We start from the raw sequence: 17,821 nt of genomic DNA on the forward strand, positions 1-17,821 counted from the left end.
ACGCCGGGCCGTCGCTCGCCGGACGATCCACTTCCTTCAGTTCCGGCCGGCCTTCGCGGCCATGGCGGCGAGACGGACGAGGCCCGCCGGTTCCATCGAGTTGGTGCCGATGTTCCCTGCGAGTCCGACGGAGTCGCCGTAGCGGACGAGGGCGGTGTGGTGATGGTCGATCCACAGCGCATCATCCGCACCGATGACGATGAGATCCTGATAGGTGAGACCGGCCTTCGTGAGCGCCGCCCGATATCCCTCGAGGTCCGGCCCACGCCCAGGAACAGTCACTTCCGCCATGGCGCCTTCGACCTTCACCGCGTCCGGCGCTCGGTATTGACAGAGGCCTCGAATAGCCTCGACGTTGTCCGGGTCCTCGAATACTTCGGTCACGATCCTGCCCCCGTAGCCGAGTGCATCCCTGGCCGCCGCGGCGTCGATGACCGAGCAGAGGTCTTCCGGAGTGGTCAGCACCCCCGAGACCTCACCCACCTCGAACAGCTGCCCGCGGAGATCCCCCTGCTGAGCGCCGGAATCTCCGGCGGGTTCCTCAGCCGGTGTCCGATCCCCCTCGACACCGCATCCGCCGACGATCAGCGACGAGGCGATCGCCAGTGCGACCAGGACACGGGTCCACCTCGACGCTCTGCTGATCCGTGCCGGAGCCGTTTGTCGTGCCGATCGGCCGACGGCGATCAGCCACGCCCGGGCGCCGGTCACGCCCGGCCGGGCGAGGAACCCGCCTCGACCGCCTGCAGCCGCCGATAGGCGCCCTCCGCGATCGGGATGCCCTTGGACCGCAGATGCGCGTGACGCAGGCTGACCCACATGATCACGTCGAACGGGGTGTGCCCGACGACGCGGAGCAGCACGTCGCGGACCGGGCCGAGGTCCTCGATGTGGATCTGCACCGCCCACCCGCCGAAGTGCTGCGTCACGCTGGCCACTGCGGCGAACGTCGGGTCCGTCTCGAACGGATTGGTGTTCGGGTCCAACGGCGCCAGCTCGACCTTGCGTGACTGCGCCGACACGTACTCGTGGAAGACCCGCTTGATCACCTCAACCGGCAGCGGAGTGGTGAAGGTGATGTCGTGGATGCGCGCCTTGACCGTCCTCATCGACGCTCAGCGCCCGTCGAGCAGCCGTCGGGCTCGGTTGCCCCGGGAGCCGGACTCCCGCGCCATCCGGGCGAGCAGCTCCCGCTCGGCCCCGTTCAGCGAGCCCAGCCCGGTGATCTCCCCCTTGTCCAGTACCCGCTCGTACTCGTCGGCGTTCGCCACGTCCCACCTCTGCTCATCGCGCTGTCGATCATTCGGGGGGATCGTGTCGTCAACCGGCCTCCGGTGGTGTCGGTGATCGATCGGACACCGGGCCGGGCCCACGAGTCCGGCCTCGTCGTCATGATCGAGAGGTGGGGTTCGTCGGTGCTGTCCCGGGTGGTTCCCACGGTCGTGCTCGCGGCGGTGCCCGTGGGCTGCGGCACGGCCGGGCTCACGGAGCCGGCGTCACCGTTCCCACCGCGGCCCGCGCCGCTCGCACTGGACGGGGCGGCGCTGTGCTCGGCGCTGACCGAAGCCCGGAAGCAGGCGCTCGGCGTCGAACGGGAGCGCGCCCACGCCGGCACCGCCGACGGCCGTTCGTCATCCGCGTGTTCGTGGGCACCGCCGAGGACGGACGCGGGGGCGACCCCGCCGCCGTCGAGCGCTCCTGTGCCCGGGCAATCGGTGTCGCCGCGGACGTCATCACCAACCTGGGCCGCTGACGTTCACGATCGCAACCCACGATCACGAACAGAAGTGTCCGGTCCCGCCCCGGCGTAGCGTGCATCACGGTGACCACCTGACTACGGCATCATTGAGGACCGCGTCGCACAGACCGTCCGCAATCAGCTCATCTCGCGCAGGCGATCCCGCAGACGGTCCAGGGCCTGAACCTGGGCGGCATCCCCGCCGACACGGACCACCAGACGAGATCGCAGCTGGTCGAGCTCCTCGATCGCCCGGTCGTGTTCGCCCAGCCCACCGAGAAGCTGGGCGATGAGAAACCGCGCGTCGACGACGTCGGGTTCGGAGACGGTGTCGGTCTGCCCCACGGCCAGACGCAAGTGCGGGAGCGCGTCCGCCGCGCGGCCGAGTTCGGCGTAGGCGTAGCCGGTCTGGAACGCCAGATCGACCAGGATGTGCGACGGGGTCTTCTCGAACCGGCGGTACTCCTGCGCGACGGCGACGAGCAGGGGGGCGGCCCGGGAAAACCGACCCGCTTCGACGAGTGCGCCCGCGAGCATGTGCCGCAACTGCAGATGGTGATACGGCCGGCCGACGCTGCGCGCGACGCCCTCGTCCAGCACGCGGACGGCCCGGTCCGGCTGGTCGGCGTCCAGGAGCGCCACCGCGTTGCCGACGAGCTCCTCGTACTCGGCGTCACCGAGCGGTGGCAGCTCATCGCGTTCGGCCGCGCCGGCCGACGGGGACAGCAGCGGGCTGAGGAACGGTCGGAGAGGGTCCCGATCCCCGCCCTCCGAGGTGTCACCCGGAACGGCCGTGTGCGGCAACAGTCCCGTGTAGACCTCCGCCGCGGTGGGCCGTTCGGTCGGCTCCTTCGCGAGCATCGTCTCGACGAGCCGGGCGAGTTCCTCGGGGATCTCCGGGCGCCGGTCACGCACCTGCGGCACGGGCGACTGGAGATGGTGCACGCGCAGCGGCCTGTCCGCGGTCCCGTGGAACGGCAGGTCGCCGGTCAACATCTCCACCAGCAGACAACCGAGCGAGTACACGTCCGACGCGGCGGTGACGACGATGCCGAGACACTGCTCGGGCGACATGTACGGCGGGGTGCCGATGGTCCGGTCGACCTGGGTGAGCCGGGGCAGCGCACCCGCGCCGCGCAGGATCGCGATGCCGAAGTCGAGGAGCTTCACCAGCCCGCCGTCGACCAGCATGACGTTGGCGGGCTTGAGGTCGCGGTGCACGACGTCGACCCGGTGCACGTCGGCGAGCACGGCCGCGAGCTGTGCGCTGATCGCCGCCGCCCAGGCGATCGTCGGCGGGTCGGTGTCGAAGTCGGCGGCGTCGATGACGGCTTCCAGCGTCGTCCCGTGCAGCAGCTGCATCACGACCCACAGCTCGTGGACGCCGTCCGGTCCCGGTTCGACGCCGGTGTCGTAGACGGCGGGGGCACCGGCGAGTTCGAGTCGTGCGGTCGTGCGGATCTCGCGCAGGAACCGCTTGCGGTCCCGGTCGAGGTCCTCGGCGATCTCGGCTTCCTCCGGAGTCGTCGGCGGATTCGGCACCGACCGGGACTGACGGAGCACCTTGATCGCGACGCGACGGTCGAGACGTTCGTCGTAGCCGTGGAATACCTGGCCCATGCCGCCCCGACCGAGCAGGCCGTCGACGCGGTAGCGACCGCCGAAGTACCGCGCATCGTCCGCCGTCACGGGCGCTCCGCGAGACCGTCACGCATGGTCGGGATCGTCCCTCCCGTGTTCGATCTCCGTCAACGCCCGCAGGTCGTCCGCCTCCTGAAGGAGTGCATGCCGGGCCTCGTGTGCACGCCGTCCGGCGTCGAACGCGGCGTAGCGCTCGGCACTGACGGCCTTGGCGTCCTCGTGTGACACGGTGCCGACTCCCTCGAGCAGGGACTCCTCGTTGAAGGCCAAGAACCGGTCCGCCTGCGTCACCCAGTCCGCCATCAGCGTCGTCCGGCGTGCCTGTGCACGGTTCTCGGCGAAGTCGAGGAACATCGTCGTGAGCCGGTCGAGGTGGGTGACCTCCTGCCTGGTGAGGTAGTTCTTGGCGACATCGACGTCCTTCTTCCGGATTCTGGCTCCCGACCAGCTCGTCAGACCGAGGTTGGGAGCGTCCTGATCGCATCGCGCCACGACCAGCTCCGCCGCGGTCCGACCGGTGACGGCGTGGACGAGCTTGTTCTGGATCGTCGCGAAGAAGTCGCGAGCGGTCCGTGCCTGCTTGTCGTAGTCGGCGCTGGTGGCGAAGATGTCGCACACCTTCTGGTAGAAGCGTCGTTCGGACGCCCGGATCTCCCTGATCTGTTCGAGCAGCTCGTCGAAGTAGTCGAAGCCCCCGGGGTCCTTGAGGCGCGGGCTGTCAAGTACGAAACCCTTCACCAGGTACTCCTGCAAGACGGTCGTCGCCCACTGGCGGAACTGCACGGCGCGAGGAGTCGACACCCGATAACCGACGGCCAGCACCATGTCGAGGTTGTAGACCTTGACCTGGCGCCTGACCTGCTTGGAACCTTCAGTTCGAACTCTCAACTCAGAGTTTAAAGTTGCCTCGGTCACCTCGCTGTCGTCCAGGACGCGAGCGATGATCTGGCCGATGTTCTGGACTGACGTGCCGTACAGCTCGGCGATCTCGGCCTGCGCCAGCCATACCGTGCCGTCCACTGCCCGCAGCTGAACTTGCGACCGGCCGTCGTCGCCGCGGTAGACGACGATCTCCCCGCCCGGCTCGATCACCCGCCGGTCTCCCGCTCCATCTCGGCCCGCAGCGCGGACAGCGCCTCGTCGCGCGCCGGCTCGCGGATGATCCGGTAGGCGCGCTTGCGGGCCGCCTCCTTGATGGCCTTCGAGAACTCGTCGTTGTCGAAGTAGAGCTTCATGAAGTCGGTGTTGCGCTCGGCGTTCTCGGCGACGATGTCGTCGAGCCGGTCGTCGGCGACCTGACCGAAGCGCTCCTCGTCGTTCATCAGGGCGATCTGCTGCATCCCGGTGTCGGCGACGAGGCCGAGGACCTGCTGGTACACGAGCACCTGGTCGGAGGTACCGAGTCCGAGCCCGAACCGGTCGTTCAGCTCGGCGATGACCTCGGCGAGCGGCACCATCTCCGGCTCCCGTGCGGTGGCGCCGTCGGCGGCGTGTCCGCGCACGGTGTGGTCGCCGCCGTCGGACAGCGACACGTTGTGCGCGCCGGTGAACTCCAGCCGGAAGTGGGTCAGGTCGGAGTCGCCGATGTCGACGGTCACCACCGGTCGACCCGGCAGGCGCAGCAGGAGCAGGCGGCCGTACTGGTAGAGCCGTTCGAGGTCGGGATCGCCCCAGTCGATGACCTGGGCGAGCACGCTGTAGGCGTTGACGTAGCCCTGGAGGGCCTTGCGGAACAGCTCCTGCTCGTCGGTGTCGAGCGCGGCGAACCGGTCTAGCGCCGGGACGAGGTACCCGTGCAGCTTCGCGTGCAGCTTCTTCTCCGCCGCCGGCGCCTGACGGCCCGGTGGGGCGTCGGCCAGCACCCGGACCAGATTCTCCATCTCGGTGACGTCGAGCAGCCCGAAGTCCATCACCTCGCGCTGCTTGTCGTAGAGCAGGTTGGGGTCGCCCTCGGTGGTCAACGTCCGCTCGAACCAGGGCGCGAACGACTCCTGGATCGCGTCGGCGGAGTTGGCGAAGTCGAGGATGCGGACGTCGTCCTGGGTCTTGAGCGGGTGGGTGCGGTTGAGCCGGGACAGCGTCTGCACCGCGGCGACACCGGTGAGCAGCTTGTCGACGTACATGCCGCAGAGCAGCGGCTGGTCGAAGCCCGTCTGGTACTTGTCGGCGACGACGAGCAGCCGGTACTCGTCCTGGCCGCGCGCGGCGGCGTCACGGTCATCGGCCCGGGTGTAGGCGAACCGCTCGGGCAACCGGGCCTCCGGGAACCCGTTGAGCTGGGCCTCCGTGTACTCCAGTTCGGAGTCGGCGTCGGTCAGCTTCCCGGAGAACGCGACGAGAACGCCGATGTCCGGACGGTCGGCGACCTTGTGTATGAAGTGGATGATCGCCTGGTAGAGCGACAGCGCCTCCTGACGACTGCCGGTCACCACCATCGCCTTGGCGCGCCCGCCGAGGCGCGGGGCGACGGACTCCAGGAAGTCCTCGACGATCAGCCTCGCCTTCTGCTTGACCGCGGTGGGGTGCTGCTCGGCGAGTTTGACCAACGCGGCCTTGGCCTTGCGCTCGTCGACGTCGGGGTTGGACGTCCCGGACTGCTGTTCGACGGCGGCGTTGCGCAGCCGCCACTTCGTGTCGTAGGTGAGGTAGTTGGCGAGGACGTCGAGGATGTAGCCCTCCTCGATCGCCTGCCGCATCGAGTAGACGTGGAACGGCTCGTAGACGCCGGGCTCGCCCGAGACGGGGTCGATCCCGCGCTCGTTCCACGTGCCGAACGTCTTCAGCGTCGGCGACTTCGGGGTGGCGGTGAAGGCGAAGTACGACAGGTTCGGCTGCTTCCCGCGGGCGCGGGCCAGTGCGGCCACCGGGTCCTCCCCCTCCTCGGCCGTCGCGTTGGAGCCGAGCGCCTGCTTCAGCCGGGTGGCGGCGTCACCGCTCTGGGAGGTGTGCGCCTCGTCGATGATGACGGCGAAGCGGCGGTCGCCGAGATTGCCGTCGGCGAGCTTCTGCAGGACGAACGGGTACTTCTGCAGCGTCGAGATGACGATCTTCGACGACGAGTCGGTGAGCGCGTCGGCGAGCTGGGTCGTGTCGTCGTCGATCTTCCGGACCACGCCGGGGACGTGATCGAACTGGTAGATCGTGCGCTGCAGCTGCCGGTCGAGCACGACCCGGTCGGTGATGACGACGGTCTTGTCGAACACCGGCCTGTTGTCGGCGCCGTGCAGGTTCGACAGCCGGTGCGCGAGCCAGGCGATGGTGTTCGACTTCCCCGAGCCCGCCGAGTGCTGGACCAGGTAGTTGTTCCCGGCACCGTGGACTCGGGCGTGGTCGATCATCTTCGTGACCGCGTCCCACTGGTGGAACCGCGGAAAGATCCGGTCCGCGGTGTGCGGGTTCAGCCGCCGGCCGCTCGTGTCGGCCTCCTGGACGTGCACGAACCGCTGGATGATCTCCAGCCAGTTGTCGCGCTGCCAGATCTGGCGCCACAGGTAGGCGACGGCGTACTCGCCGGCGGGCGGGCGCGGGTTGCCCGCCGAGCCACTGACCCCGGCCCCGTTCGTCCCGATGTTGAACGGCAGGAACCGGGTGCTGCCGCCGGCGAGCCGGGTCGCGACGGCGGCCTGGTCGGGGTCGACGGCGAAGTGCACGAACGCGCGCTTGGCGAACAGCAGCTCGCGCGGGTCGCGCTCGCGGTACTGCGCCTTCGCGTGCTCGATACCCTGGCCCGTGTTCGGGTTCTTCAGCTCGATCGTCGCGGTGGGCAGGCCGTTGACCAGCAGGACGACGTCGATCGACAGCGTCGCCTGCTTCGTACTGAAGTGCACCTGCCGGGCGACGGTCAGGACGTTCGCCTCGTACTCGGCGAGGGCGTCCTTCGCGATGGTGTGGCCGGGACGGAAGGAGCACAGTTCGATCTGGACGCCGCGGTCCTTGACTCCTTGGCGTAGCACGTCGAGCGTTCCCCGGGAGTCGATCTCCATCGCGACGCGCTCGGCGAACTTGCGCTGCGCGGTGTTCTGGTCGCCGCCGTAGAGGTCGACGAGCCGGTTCCAGGCCTTCATCTGGGTAGAGGCGATGAACTCGAACAGCGCGCCCGTGTCCAGGCCGAGGTCGGGACGGTAGAAGCCCTTCGACGCCTGGGACCAGCCGGCGTGGGTGGTCAACTCGTGTTCGACGGCGTCCTCGAACGCCAGCTCGGTGTGGGCGCCGGGATTCATACGTCGACACCTCGCGCCGTTGCGACGTCAATCTGCCCGGTCATCGCAGCGGTGATGAGGCCTTGTCTCCGCTCGCCGAGCAACTCGATCTGCTCCTCGATCAGGCTCGTCGCCGTTTCGATCATGGCATTCTCAGCCTTCAGTCGATCAACCCGATCAATCTGCTCCGATTCACATGGAAGCGATATTCTGAAACTAGCCACCTGTGCAGCACTGATCACTTCCTGAGCGGCGCCATACTGCGAGAAGCGCACCTGACCGCGACCAGGAGAACCATTCATTACCGCAGCAAGATACTCGGGGACGACTGCGCTCGATCGCCGCAGAACCAGCACTGAAGCACAGTTCGCACCATCGAGATCATCCGTCACGACGGCGGCGCGGCCAGGGGCCCCTACCCTGACCACCAGCACATCCCCGAAGGAAACCTGCGACCGCCGGAGTTCGAAATTGCTTTGCTCAGAGAGGAACTTCATCCCCGCGCGATCAATGAAACCAGATCGAACATTGAATCCATGAATGAAGGGGACGCCCTCGTCAACAAAGTACGTAGACGGATTGACGACAACCCCCACGTCGATGCGACGGATCGCATATCTGAGAGACATAGTCTTCCAGTCAGCGCCTACGCGCCCCACCAACGGGTCGACAAGTTCTCCCCGACTGTCGGTCACGCACTGTTCAAGTGCGGCATCGCGACGCTCTCGCAAAAGATCGAGACTACGAGTTCGCATCTTTATGGTTTTATCGATAGCCGACAGCTCGATATCCAGGAACGAGACGACTCTCCGCTGCTCTTCAATGTCAGGAAAAACAAACTTGAGGTGCATCACATCTTCAGGTGCCACGCGCTGATGGCTTCGTGTAACAGACTGGGCTCGACCATCTAATGTAGCACGCACTCGCTCAGTCGCCAGACTGTATGCAAGGAATCGCGTATCCAAACCAGGACCCGGCTCAATTGCTACGAACTCAGGTGAGGCCAGGATAGGAGTCCCGGCCGGAACAACGACCACGACTCGACTCTTTCGAGGATTCAGCTTGCTCACCAAGACCTCTCCGCCGGAGAGTAACAGCTTCCCTGATGCTGAATCGGCCGCCATTTCGACTCGACCCGTTCCGATTTTATCGACAACCGGAATACTGTAGTGCACGACCTCACCCGCGAGTGAAGCTGGATCCACTGTGCGCCTGACCTCTCGCGCACGCACCCAGAGAGGGACCCCTTCGCCTTCCTGAATCATCCTGCTACCTCACCGAGGAGGCCCTGAATCCGGGCTTCCAGGAACTTCAGGTCGGCGTCAATTTCCGCAAGTAGTCGTGGATCACTGCGAACGTAGAACGTTCGCGTGAACGGAATTTCGAAACCGATTCTTGTCTTCTCGTGGTCGATCCACGCATCTGCAACGTGGGCAACGACCTCTCGCTGAAAATACCGGTCGAGATCTTCGTTCAGCGGCACGTTCTCATAGTCCCGCAGATCCGGATCCGGCACCCGCTCTCCCTTGACGAGCTGGTACTCCCCCTCCGGATCCGACACCGCGACCGCACCCCAGATCCCCTTCAGGATCGACTGCGTGCTCGGGCACAGAATCCCGGTCCCGGCGAGGATGTCCCGCAGCCCGATCCCGGCCTCCTTCTTCGTCGCCCACACCGTCCCGACGTGCCCGCGCAGCGCTTCGATGAACTCGTCGCGGTCCGCCCACTTCGCGAGCGGCTTCGCATACTCCAGTGCAACGAGGGTGTCCTCGGTGATCTCAAACCGCTGCCGCAGCGGCCGCTCCACGGTGATCCGCTGGTACCCGAACTCGCGGGTGCCGAAGATCTTCACCTTGGCGTGGTCGGGGTGTTCAGGATCGGCGGCGACGTCGACGGCTTTGTCGTACAGCTCGGTGACGTGCTTGATCTGGTCGGCGCTGATCTCCTTGCGCTTGTCCCCCAGGGACTTGCGCATCTTCACCCACTGGTCCCGGGCGTCGAGCAGGATGACCTTGTCCTTCAGCGCAGGGCGCTTGCGGTTGGACAGGATCCAGAAGTAGGTGGAGATCCCGGTGTTGTAGAAGAGCTGGTCGGGCAGCGCGACGATCCCTTCGAGCAGATCGCTCTCCAGGATCCACTGCCGGATCCTCGACTCACCCGAACCGGCGGCCCCGGTGAACAGCGGCGACCCGTTGAACACGATCGCGAGCCGTGAGCCCTTGCCGTCGGCGGGCTCCATCTTCGAGATCATGTGCTGCAGGAACAGGAACGAGCCGTCGTTGATCCGGGGCAGCCCCGCCCCGAAACGACCGGCGGGGCCGAGCTCGGCCTCGTTCTCGACGTCGTCCTTGACCTTCTTCCACTCCACGCCGAACGGCGGGTTCGCCAGCATGTAGTCGAACTTCCGGTCGCCGTACGCCGGATCGGAGAAGGTGTTGGCCAGCGCGATCTCGCCGCGATGGCTGCTCATCAGCATGTCGGACTGGCCGATCGCCCACGACTCGGGATTGACCTCCTGGCCGTAGAGGTAGACCTCGGCGCGGGGGTTCATCGACCGGATCGCCTCGTCGGCGGCGGTGAGCATGCCGCCGGTGCCGCAGGCCGGATCCAGGATGTTGATGACCTGCCCCTCCTCGCTGATCCGGTCGTCCGGGGCGAACAGCAGGTTCACCATGAGCCGGATGACCTCGCGCGGGGTGAAGTGCTCCCCTGCCGTCTCGTTGGAGTCCTCCGCGAACTTGCGGATCAGATGCTCGAAGACGTAGCCCATCTCGTGGCTGTCGAGCTTCTCCAGACCCTCGAACTCGTTGAACTTCGCGACGACCTTGTACAGGAGCTTGTTGCCGGCGAGCTTGGTGATCTCGTTGTCGAAGTCGAACGCGGCCAGGATCTGCCGGATGTTGTCGGAGAACCCGTTCACGTAGTCGCGCACGTTCTTCGCGACCCCGGTCGCGTCACCGGACATCGTGGTGAAGTCCTGCTGCGAGACGTTGTAGTAGGGCAGCCCGGCCGCCCGCTCCAGCAGCGGCCGCTTGTTCCGCATGTCCCCCAGCTGCGCGTCGCGCTCGCGGACCTTCGCCCGCGTCGGGGCCAGCTGCGCGTCGAGCCGGCGCAGCAGTGTGAACGGCAGGATCACCCCGCCGTACTCATGGCGCTTGTAGTCGCCGCGCAGGAGGTCGGCCACCTTCCAGATGGCGCCCGGCATGTCGGTGAAGGTGAGTCCGGAGGTCACGGGGTCTCGCTTTCGCTCGGTTCGGTGGCGATGTTCTCGCGGTGCGTGGTGACGGTGGGCAGCAGGGCTCCGATGGTCAGTCCGTGCAGTGTCTGCTCCAGCACCCCCTGCCCGAGACCGGCCAGCGCGGCCATGGCGGCCTGCAGGTCGACGACGTGGCGGAAGTGGGCGCCGTAGCGGCGCTGCTCGGCCGGCGGCATCCGGGGGATCCGGCACCGGCGCAGGTCGTCCCGGCTGATCGCGCCGTGGGTGTTGGACACCGGGAGTCCGGCGACCTCGGCCCGCAGGAACAGCGCGAGGAAGTGTGCGTCGAGCTTCCCGGGCGCGATCTCCACGACCTGTGCGACGCCGCGGTCGTCGTCGGCCGTACCGTTCGCGACGACCGGTGGGCGCCCGAGAACCCGCAGCAGCACGTCCCCGGCCCGCGGCGTGGTGTCCCGTGCGCGGACGCGTAGTGCCCCGGCCCGTTCGAGTTCGGCGATCGTGACCGTCGGCCGCTCCCGGTTCCCGGGGGAACCCACGGGGTCGGGGATCGCGTCGCTCACACCGCCGAATGCGGCACGCAGTCGTCGCACGATGTCGTTGAGCTCGTCGGCAGGTGCGACCCCGACGTCGGCGACGTGTCGGCGCGGCGACAGGTCGACGCCGCCGTCGAGGAGATCCAGACGGGCGACCGCGCGGACCCGCTCCGGATCCGCATCGGCGATCAGGCGCTCCCACCCGCGGTCGTCGGTCGGCAGATCGGCCGGGTCGGCGAGGTGGTCGAGCGCGACCATCCGGACCGGACGGTCGTCGACCGGGGGCCGACGCAGGACCCAGAGGTGTAGCGTCGACCCGGTCGCACCGGTCAAGGTCGCCGGGAGAGCGACCACCGTCCGCAATGTCCCGCTCCGGACCAGCTCGGCACGCAGATCACGCCCGGAGCCCAGGGCGGCGACCGTCGGTGGGACCGCGACCACGGCCGTTCCCCGGGGGCGCAGGAGGGACAGGACGTAGCCGATCCAGCCGAGGTCGTGCCGCGGTGTGTCGTCGCGGCCACCGGTCGGCCGGGGGGCGGACCGGGTCAGCGCGGGCCCCGTGCACAGGACGCCGGCGGCCCGGCCCCGGTACGGGGCGAGCCGGTCGTCGCCACCGGGCTCTGCGGACAGGACCGCGTAGGGCGGGGCGTGCGGGTGGGCGCGGAGTCGGTCGGCCGCCGTCCGCGCCACCGCCTCGTCGCCCTCGTGGCCGACCAGTACGACATGATCGCCGAAGCGGTCCGCGACGGCGGCGAGCAGCAGCCCGCCGGCACACGACGGGTCCAGTACGACAGGGGGCTCGCCGGTGTCGGGGGTGCCACCTGCTTCGGGGTCGCCGAGATCGTCGGGGAACGGGAGGAGCGCGGCCATCGTCCGAGCCAGCAGCTCGTGGTCGCCGAGGCCGTCGACGGCCCGCTCCTGAGGGACGACGGCGACTCCTGCGATCGAACCGGCCACGACGCCGTCGAGCCGCTGGGTGCCTGTGTCGGTCTGCCCGGCGACGGCGAGCTGGTCCGCCTTGCCCGTCGCCCGCAGCCATCGCAGTACCTCCGGCCAGGAGTACAACCCGTCCCGGGGGCGGGGGAAGTCGTCGTGACGCTTCCGCCAGTTGGACACGGCGGCCCGACCCACCCCGGCCCGGCGCGCGACGGCGGCGGCCGTCACGAGATCGTCCGCGTCAGTGCTCATGGTCCACGAGCCTAGCGTTCACACCAATCCATGACAACTCTGTGAACAGCGTGACAAACGCACACAGCTTGGCTACGGTCTGCCCACGTCCACCACCGGGAGGTCCGTCGTGCGCCACCACCGTCTCGCCCTCGCCGCAGAACGCGCCCTGCACCCCCGGGTCGTGCGGGAGCGGTCCTGCGGGAAGCGCCGCTTCCGCGACCGGATCGCGGCCGACCTCGCCCTCGCCCGGATCCGGTGCTCCGGTGCCGCCCGGTACCGCGACCCGGTCCGGTCCTACGCATGCCCCGTCTGCAGGGGCTGGCATCTGACCTCCCGCCGGGCCTGGACACCCGTCGTCCCCGCTCCGCGCAGTCCACGGGAGGCGTGAGGGACGCATGCAGCTCCCCGCCCCAGCCGACCGCGACATCCTGCACTTCACCCATGTCGGCAACCTGCCGGCGATCCTCGATCAGGGTCGGCTGCTCGCGGACTCCGCCGTCGGCGACCACCTACGACGGGAGGTCGGTGATCGCGACATCAAGGACGACCGGCGCCGGCTGGTGGTGACCTGCGGCCCCGGAGGACACCCGTGCGACTACGTCCCCTTCTACTTCGCGCCGCGGTCCCCGATGCTCTATCGGATCGCCCGCGGTGGGGTGTCGCACTACCAGGACGGGCAGGACCCGCTGGTCTATCTGCGCAGCACGATCGGCGCAGCCCTCCACTCGGGCCGGCCCTGGGTGTTCAGCAACGGCAACTGCGGTGCGCACCTCACCGAGTACTTCGACGATCTCCGCGAGTTGGACGGCCGGATCGACTGGCCCTTGCAGTACGCCCGCATGTGGAGCATGACAGCCGAGGATCCGAGCCGACCGACGCGCCGGGCGGCCGAGTTCCTCGTCCACACGTGGATGCCGTGGTCCCACGTGCTCCAGGTGGTCGTGCGGACGCCCACGATGGCGACCCACGTCCAGGGTGTCCTCGCCGACGCAGGCGCGGAACGACCCGTCGTTGTCAGACCCGAGTGGTACTACGTTGGGGCGAAGTTCCGATAGCCGAGAGGAGGACCGATGATCGAGTTCGGCCACGGGAACCTACTCCAGGACGACGTCGAGGCCCTCGTCAACACGGTCAACACCGTCGGTGTGATGGGCAAGGGGGTCGCCCTCCAGTTCAAGCAGGCCTTCCCCGCGAACTACAAGGCCTACCGAGCGGCCTGCCACCGCGGCGAGGTGCGACTGGGACGGATGTTCGTCTGGGACAGCGGACAGCTCGGTCCGAGGCGCTACATCGTCAACTTCCCGACGAAGGGCCACTGGCGCTCGGCCTCACAGCTCTCGGACGTCCGGGACGGACTGAACGACCTCGTTCGTGTGCTCGGCGATCTCGAGATCGCCAGCATCGCACTACCGGCACTCGGCTGTGGGAACGGCGGATTGAGGTGGGACGACGTCCGGCCGCTGATCGAGGACACACTCGGCCCGCTCGACATGGAGGTGATCGTCCACCCGCCGGCCGACGCTCCGCCGGCCCGCCAGATGGTGATCGCCACCCGGCGACCCGCCCTGACGTTCGGCCGCGCCGCCCTCGTTGCCGTGGTCGCCGAGTACGCCCGCGCAGCAATGCGGGAGAGGTTCGACCTGGTGCGGCCCGGCGCCTCATTGCTGGAGATCCAGAAGGTGATGTACCTGCTGCAGACGGCCGGGCAGCCGTTGCGGCTCGACTACCGCAAGGGCCGCTACGGGCCGTACGCGGAGAACCTCAACCCGGTAATGCAGACCCTGGAGGGCCACTACCTGCGCGGCTACGGGGATCGGAGCCGCGCGGTACTGGCGCTGGATCCCATCGAGGTCGTGGACGGTGCCGAGGACGAGGCGCGGAACTGGCTGCGGGAGCACCGGCCCGATGTGAACGAGTCGGTCGACGAGGTCCTGGCGCTGGTCCGGGGCTGGGAGAGTGCCTACGGCATGGAGCTGCTCGCGACCGTGCTGTTCGCCGCTCACCACGACGACGCGGTCCGCACCGACCCGGCCCGTGCGACGACCTACGTTCACGCGTGGAACAAGCGCAAGGCAGCCACGTTCCCCGATCAGCATGTGACAGCCGCATGGTGCCATCTGTCGGCCACCGGATGGCTCGACCGGCACGACGTCTGACCGGCCCGCGTTCGGACCCGGCGCGCGTCCCGGGCGCGATGGCTGGATCCCCTCGCAGTGATCGGGGTGCGATGATGGCATACCGGTCGGCCGCCGTGGCTTCGTTGCTCGGCCTGGTTCTGCGGGCCGCCCGGGTCCCGGGTCGTCGCCATCGCCGGCGACCTGGTCGGTCGCACCTTCCGCGCCTTGGTCCGACACGCGTTCCGCGGAACGCGACCGCCTCCGGCACCGGGATCCCGATGCTCCCCTCACCGTGTCGAGACAGCCACCCCAGCTGCTCGGCACCGCGGGGCCGAAACGGAGCGGCGGCGCACCCGGGAGCCGGGTACGCCGCCGTCGCCGGGGGTGGGTCAGCCGGATGACGTCGCCTGGGCGGGCAGGTCGCCGCGCTCGCGACGGCCGAGGATCGAATTCCTCCGCGAGTAGGAGAAGTACACGATCACGCCGACGACCATCCAGATGACGAACCGCAGCCAGGTCTCCACCGACAGGTTCAGCATCAGCCAGACGCAGGCGAGCACGGCCAGGATCGGCACGAGCGGCACCAGCGGGGTGCGGAAGCCGCGCGGCAGGTCCGGCCGGGTCCGGCGCAGGATCACCACGCCGATCGAGACCAGCACGAAGGCGAAGAGCGTGCCGATGTTGACCATCTGCTCGAGGTCCTGGGCCGGGAAGAACGTCGCGACCAGGGCGATGACGACGCCGATCAGCCAGGTGGCGCGCCCCGGGGTGCCGAAGCGGTTGGTCTTGGCCAGCGCGGTCGGCAGCAGCCCGTCGCGCGACATCGCGAAGATGACACGGATCTGGCCGAGCATCAGCACCATGACGACCGTGGTGAGGCCGAGCAGCGCGCCGACGGCGATGATCGTCGCCGCCCAGTTGATGCCGAGCGAGGCGAACGCCGTGGCCAGCGTGGCGCGGGTGCCGTCGGGCTTCGTGGCCAGGTCGGTGTAGGGCACCATGCCGGTGATCACGAGCGCGACGGCGACGTAGAGCACGGTGACGATCGCGAGCGAGCCGAGAATGCCGCGCGGCAGCGCCTTCGACGGGTTCCTGGTCTCCTCCGCGGTCGTGGCGACGGCGTCGAAGCCGATGAAGGCGAAGAACACGATCGCGGCGGCGGCGAACACGCCGTAGACACCGAAGACGCTCGACGAGGCGCCCCCGAAGAACGACAGCAGCGACTGCTGGATGCCGGTGCCGGTCTCGACGGTGCCGGGCGTGGGCTCCGGGACGAACGGCGTGTAGTTCGCCGCGTTGATGAAGAACGCGCCCAGGATGATCACGAACAGCACGATCGCGACCTTGATCGTGGTGATCACCAGGCTGACCCGGCTGGACAGCTTCGTGCCGCGGTAGAGCAGGAACGCCAGGACGACGACGAGCAGCAGCGCGCCCCAGTCGAAGGAGAAGAAGCTCCCCAGCTCGAACGAGGTCGACACCTCGATGCCGATCAGGCCGAGGGTCTGTGCGAGGTACTCCGACCAGCCCTTCGACACGTAGGCCGAGCCGACCGCGAACTCCAGGACCAGGTCCCAGCCGATGATCCAGGCGATGAACTCGCCGAGGGTGGCGTAGGAGAAGGTGTAGGCGCTGCCGGCGACCGGCACCGTCGAGGCGAACTCCGCGTAGCAGAGCGCGGCCAGCCCGCAGGCCACCGCGGCCAGCACGAACGACAGCGACACCGCGGGCCCCGCGATGTTGCCGGCCGTGCTGGCGGCCAGGGTGAAGATGCCGGCGCCGATGACCACCGCGACCCCGAAGACGATCAGGTCGATCGTCCCCAGGTCCTTCTTCAGCCGGGTGTCCGGTTCGTCGGTGTCCCGGATGGATTGCTCGACCGTCTTGGTGCGGAACATGCCGCCACCACGGCTCGTGACCGTCATGGGCGGTGAAACTACGACCGCGTTGCGGCCTGCGTCACGCGTCCGGGGCCGGATTTAAGGTCACGATGGTGTTGCGCCGCCGAACCGGGCCCGGTCAGAGGGTGCCGTGCGGCAGCCCGTGCGCCTGCGCGACCTCGTGCGACAGCAGCGTCCCGGCGTGGGTCGTCAGACCCGCGGCGAGGTGTGGGTCGGCCTCGGTCGCGGCCCGCCAGCCCTGGTCGGCCAGGCGCAGCACGTGCGGCAGCGTGGCGTTGGTGAGCGCACGGGTCGAGGTGTGCGGCACCGCGCCGGGCATGTTCGCGACGCAGTAGAAGACGGTGTCGTGCACCCGGTAGGTCGGGTCGGCGTGGGTGGTGGGCCGCGAGTCCTCGAAGCATCCGCCCTGGTCGATCGCGATGTCGATGAGCACGGCGCCGGGCCGCATCTGGGAGACGAGCTCGTTCGACACCAGGGTGGGCGCCTTGGCCCCGGGCAGCAGGACCGCGCCGATCACGAGGTCGGCGCCCGTCACCGCCTCGCGCACGGACAGCGCGGTGGAGTACTGGGTGCGCACGGCACCGGCGTACTGCTCGTCGATCACGCGGAGCTTGTCCACGTCGACGTCGAGCACGGTCAGCGTCGCGCGCATGCCGGCGGCGATGGCGATGGCGTTCGCCCCCGCGACTCCGGCGCCGAGCACGACGACGTCGGCGCCCGGCGCGCCCGGGACGCCGCCCAGGAGCACGCCGCGCCCGCCCGCCGAGCGCATGAGGTGGTAGCCGCCGGCCTGCGGGGCGAGCCGGCCCGCGACCTCGCTCATCGGGGCGAGCAGCGGCAGCCGGCCGCGGGAGTCGGTGACGGTCTCGTAGGCGATGGAGGTCGTCCCCGCCGACAGGAGCGCGTCGGTGCAGGCGCGCGACGCGGCCAGGTGCAGGTAGGTGAACAGCGTCAGGTCCGGGCGCAGGTGGCCGTACTCGGACCCGATCGGCTCCTTCACCTTGAGCAGCAGCTCGGCCGAGCCCCACACCTCGGCGGTGTCGGACACGATCTGCGCGCCGGCCTCCTTGAAGTCGGCGTCGGAGATCGCGGACCCGGCGCCGGCGTCGTGCTCGACGACGACCTCGTGCCCCCGCCCGACGAGCTCGTGCACCCCGGCGGGCGTGAGCGAAACCCGGAACTCGTTGTCCTTGGTCTCCTTCGGCACTGCGACGCGCATGTCCTTCTCCTCCACTCGGGGTCACCGACGACGTCAATGGTGAAGAAACCTCGATAAACTGCCAAGTCGAACGAACAACATTCTCG

The 17,821-nt window shown here is 68.5% G+C and carries 14 protein-coding genes; 3 read left to right on the forward strand and 11 right to left on the reverse strand.

The genetic code is table 11. The annotated features are described in order from the left end of the window. Positions 1 to 36: 36 nt before the first annotated feature. The 9 genes from WHI96_RS14545 to WHI96_RS14585 all read right to left on the reverse strand — a co-directional run bounded on the left by WHI96_RS14545 (position 37) and on the right by WHI96_RS14585 (position 12,516). Entirely contained in the window at positions 37 to 711 is a 675-nt protein-coding gene (locus WHI96_RS14545; RefSeq protein WP_345646607.1) for a hypothetical protein, read from the reverse strand. Beyond that, entirely contained in the window at positions 708 to 1,109 is a 402-nt protein-coding gene (locus tag WHI96_RS14550) for a hypothetical protein (RefSeq protein ID WP_345646610.1), read from the reverse strand. The genes WHI96_RS14545 and WHI96_RS14550 overlap by 4 nt, the downstream gene beginning before the upstream one ends. Positions 1,110 to 1,115: 6 nt before the next feature. Beyond that, on the reverse strand, positions 1,116 to 1,271 hold the full coding sequence (locus WHI96_RS14555; protein WP_345646613.1) for a hypothetical protein: 156 nt from the start codon (positions 1,269 to 1,271) through the stop codon (positions 1,116 to 1,118). 605 nt (positions 1,272 to 1,876) lie between these two features. Next, the gene (locus tag WHI96_RS14560; protein ID WP_345646615.1) at positions 1,877 to 3,427 is read right to left on the reverse strand and encodes a protein kinase domain-containing protein; all 1,551 of its coding nucleotides are present in this window, start codon (positions 3,425 to 3,427) and stop codon (positions 1,877 to 1,879) included. A gap of 18 nt (positions 3,428 to 3,445) precedes the next feature. Then, on the reverse strand, positions 3,446 to 4,471 hold the full coding sequence (locus tag WHI96_RS14565) for a virulence RhuM family protein (protein WP_345646617.1): 1,026 nt from the start codon (positions 4,469 to 4,471) through the stop codon (positions 3,446 to 3,448). Beyond that, positions 4,468 to 7,599, reverse strand: a complete 3,132-nt coding sequence (locus tag WHI96_RS14570; RefSeq protein WP_345646620.1) for a type I restriction endonuclease subunit R — start codon at positions 7,597 to 7,599, stop codon at positions 4,468 to 4,470. The genes WHI96_RS14565 and WHI96_RS14570 overlap by 4 nt, the downstream gene beginning before the upstream one ends. Then, positions 7,596 to 8,648 carry a restriction endonuclease subunit S domain-containing protein gene (locus WHI96_RS14575; RefSeq protein WP_349302391.1) on the reverse strand — a complete coding sequence of 351 codons (1,053 nt, stop codon included), beginning with the start codon at positions 8,646 to 8,648 and terminating at the stop codon, positions 7,596 to 7,598. The genes WHI96_RS14570 and WHI96_RS14575 overlap by 4 nt, the downstream gene beginning before the upstream one ends. A gap of 191 nt (positions 8,649 to 8,839) precedes the next feature. Next, a complete protein-coding gene (locus tag WHI96_RS14580; RefSeq protein WP_345646626.1) occupies positions 8,840 to 10,810 on the reverse strand; it encodes a type I restriction-modification system subunit M in 1,971 nt (656 codons plus the stop codon). Continuing rightward, the gene (locus tag WHI96_RS14585) at positions 10,807 to 12,516 is read right to left on the reverse strand and encodes an N-6 DNA methylase (RefSeq protein WP_345646629.1); all 1,710 of its coding nucleotides are present in this window, start codon (positions 12,514 to 12,516) and stop codon (positions 10,807 to 10,809) included. The genes WHI96_RS14580 and WHI96_RS14585 overlap by 4 nt, the downstream gene beginning before the upstream one ends. 109 nt (positions 12,517 to 12,625) lie before the next feature. On the opposite strand from WHI96_RS14585, the gene WHI96_RS14590 reads away from it, so the two are divergent. From WHI96_RS14590 to darG, 3 genes are read left to right on the forward strand one after another with little or no spacing between them, the layout of a single operon-like run. Next, a complete protein-coding gene (locus WHI96_RS14590) occupies positions 12,626 to 12,886 on the forward strand; it encodes a hypothetical protein (RefSeq protein ID WP_345646632.1) in 261 nt (86 codons plus the stop codon). A 7-nt stretch (positions 12,887 to 12,893) separates the two neighbouring features. Further along, positions 12,894 to 13,553: a type II toxin-antitoxin system toxin DNA ADP-ribosyl transferase DarT gene (darT, locus tag WHI96_RS14595; protein ID WP_345646635.1), complete on the forward strand. Its 660-nt coding sequence runs from the start codon at positions 12,894 to 12,896 to the stop codon at positions 13,551 to 13,553. 15 nt (positions 13,554 to 13,568) lie between these two features. Next, on the forward strand, positions 13,569 to 14,654 hold the full coding sequence (darG, locus tag WHI96_RS14600; RefSeq protein WP_345646638.1) for a type II toxin-antitoxin system antitoxin DNA ADP-ribosyl glycohydrolase DarG: 1,086 nt from the start codon (positions 13,569 to 13,571) through the stop codon (positions 14,652 to 14,654). Between the two features lie 350 nt (positions 14,655 to 15,004). On the opposite strand, the gene WHI96_RS14605 is transcribed toward darG, so the two are convergent. Next, on the reverse strand, positions 15,005 to 16,540 hold the full coding sequence (locus WHI96_RS14605; RefSeq protein ID WP_345646641.1) for an amino acid permease: 1,536 nt from the start codon (positions 16,538 to 16,540) through the stop codon (positions 15,005 to 15,007). 94 nt (positions 16,541 to 16,634) lie between these two features. Further along, on the reverse strand, positions 16,635 to 17,735 hold the full coding sequence (gene ald / locus WHI96_RS14610) for an alanine dehydrogenase (RefSeq protein WP_345646644.1): 1,101 nt from the start codon (positions 17,733 to 17,735) through the stop codon (positions 16,635 to 16,637). Positions 17,736 to 17,821 lie beyond the last annotated feature (86 nt).

This window comes from Pseudonocardia tropica, assembly GCF_040105315.1.
GTDB lineage: Bacteria > Actinomycetota > Actinomycetes > Mycobacteriales > Pseudonocardiaceae > Pseudonocardia > Pseudonocardia alni.

Bases quoted from the DNA above. Each gene is read 5' to 3' on its own strand.
- ald (WP_345646644.1), bottom strand. From the start codon at position 17,735: ATGCGCGTCGCAGTGCCGAAGGAGACCAAGGACAACGAGTTCCGGGTT.
- WHI96_RS14550 (WP_345646610.1), bottom strand. From the start codon at position 1,109: ATGAGGACGGTCAAGGCGCGCATCCACGACATCACCTTCACCACTCCG.
- WHI96_RS14585 (WP_345646629.1), bottom strand. From the start codon at position 12,516: ATGAGCACTGACGCGGACGATCTCGTGACGGCCGCCGCCGTCGCGCGC.
- darG (WP_345646638.1), top strand. From the start codon at position 13,569: ATGATCGAGTTCGGCCACGGGAACCTACTCCAGGACGACGTCGAGGCC.
- WHI96_RS14605 (WP_345646641.1), bottom strand. From the start codon at position 16,540: ATGACGGTCACGAGCCGTGGTGGCGGCATGTTCCGCACCAAGACGGTC.
- WHI96_RS14570 (WP_345646620.1), bottom strand. From the start codon at position 7,599: ATGAATCCCGGCGCCCACACCGAGCTGGCGTTCGAGGACGCCGTCGAA.
- darT (WP_345646635.1), top strand. From the start codon at position 12,894: ATGCAGCTCCCCGCCCCAGCCGACCGCGACATCCTGCACTTCACCCAT.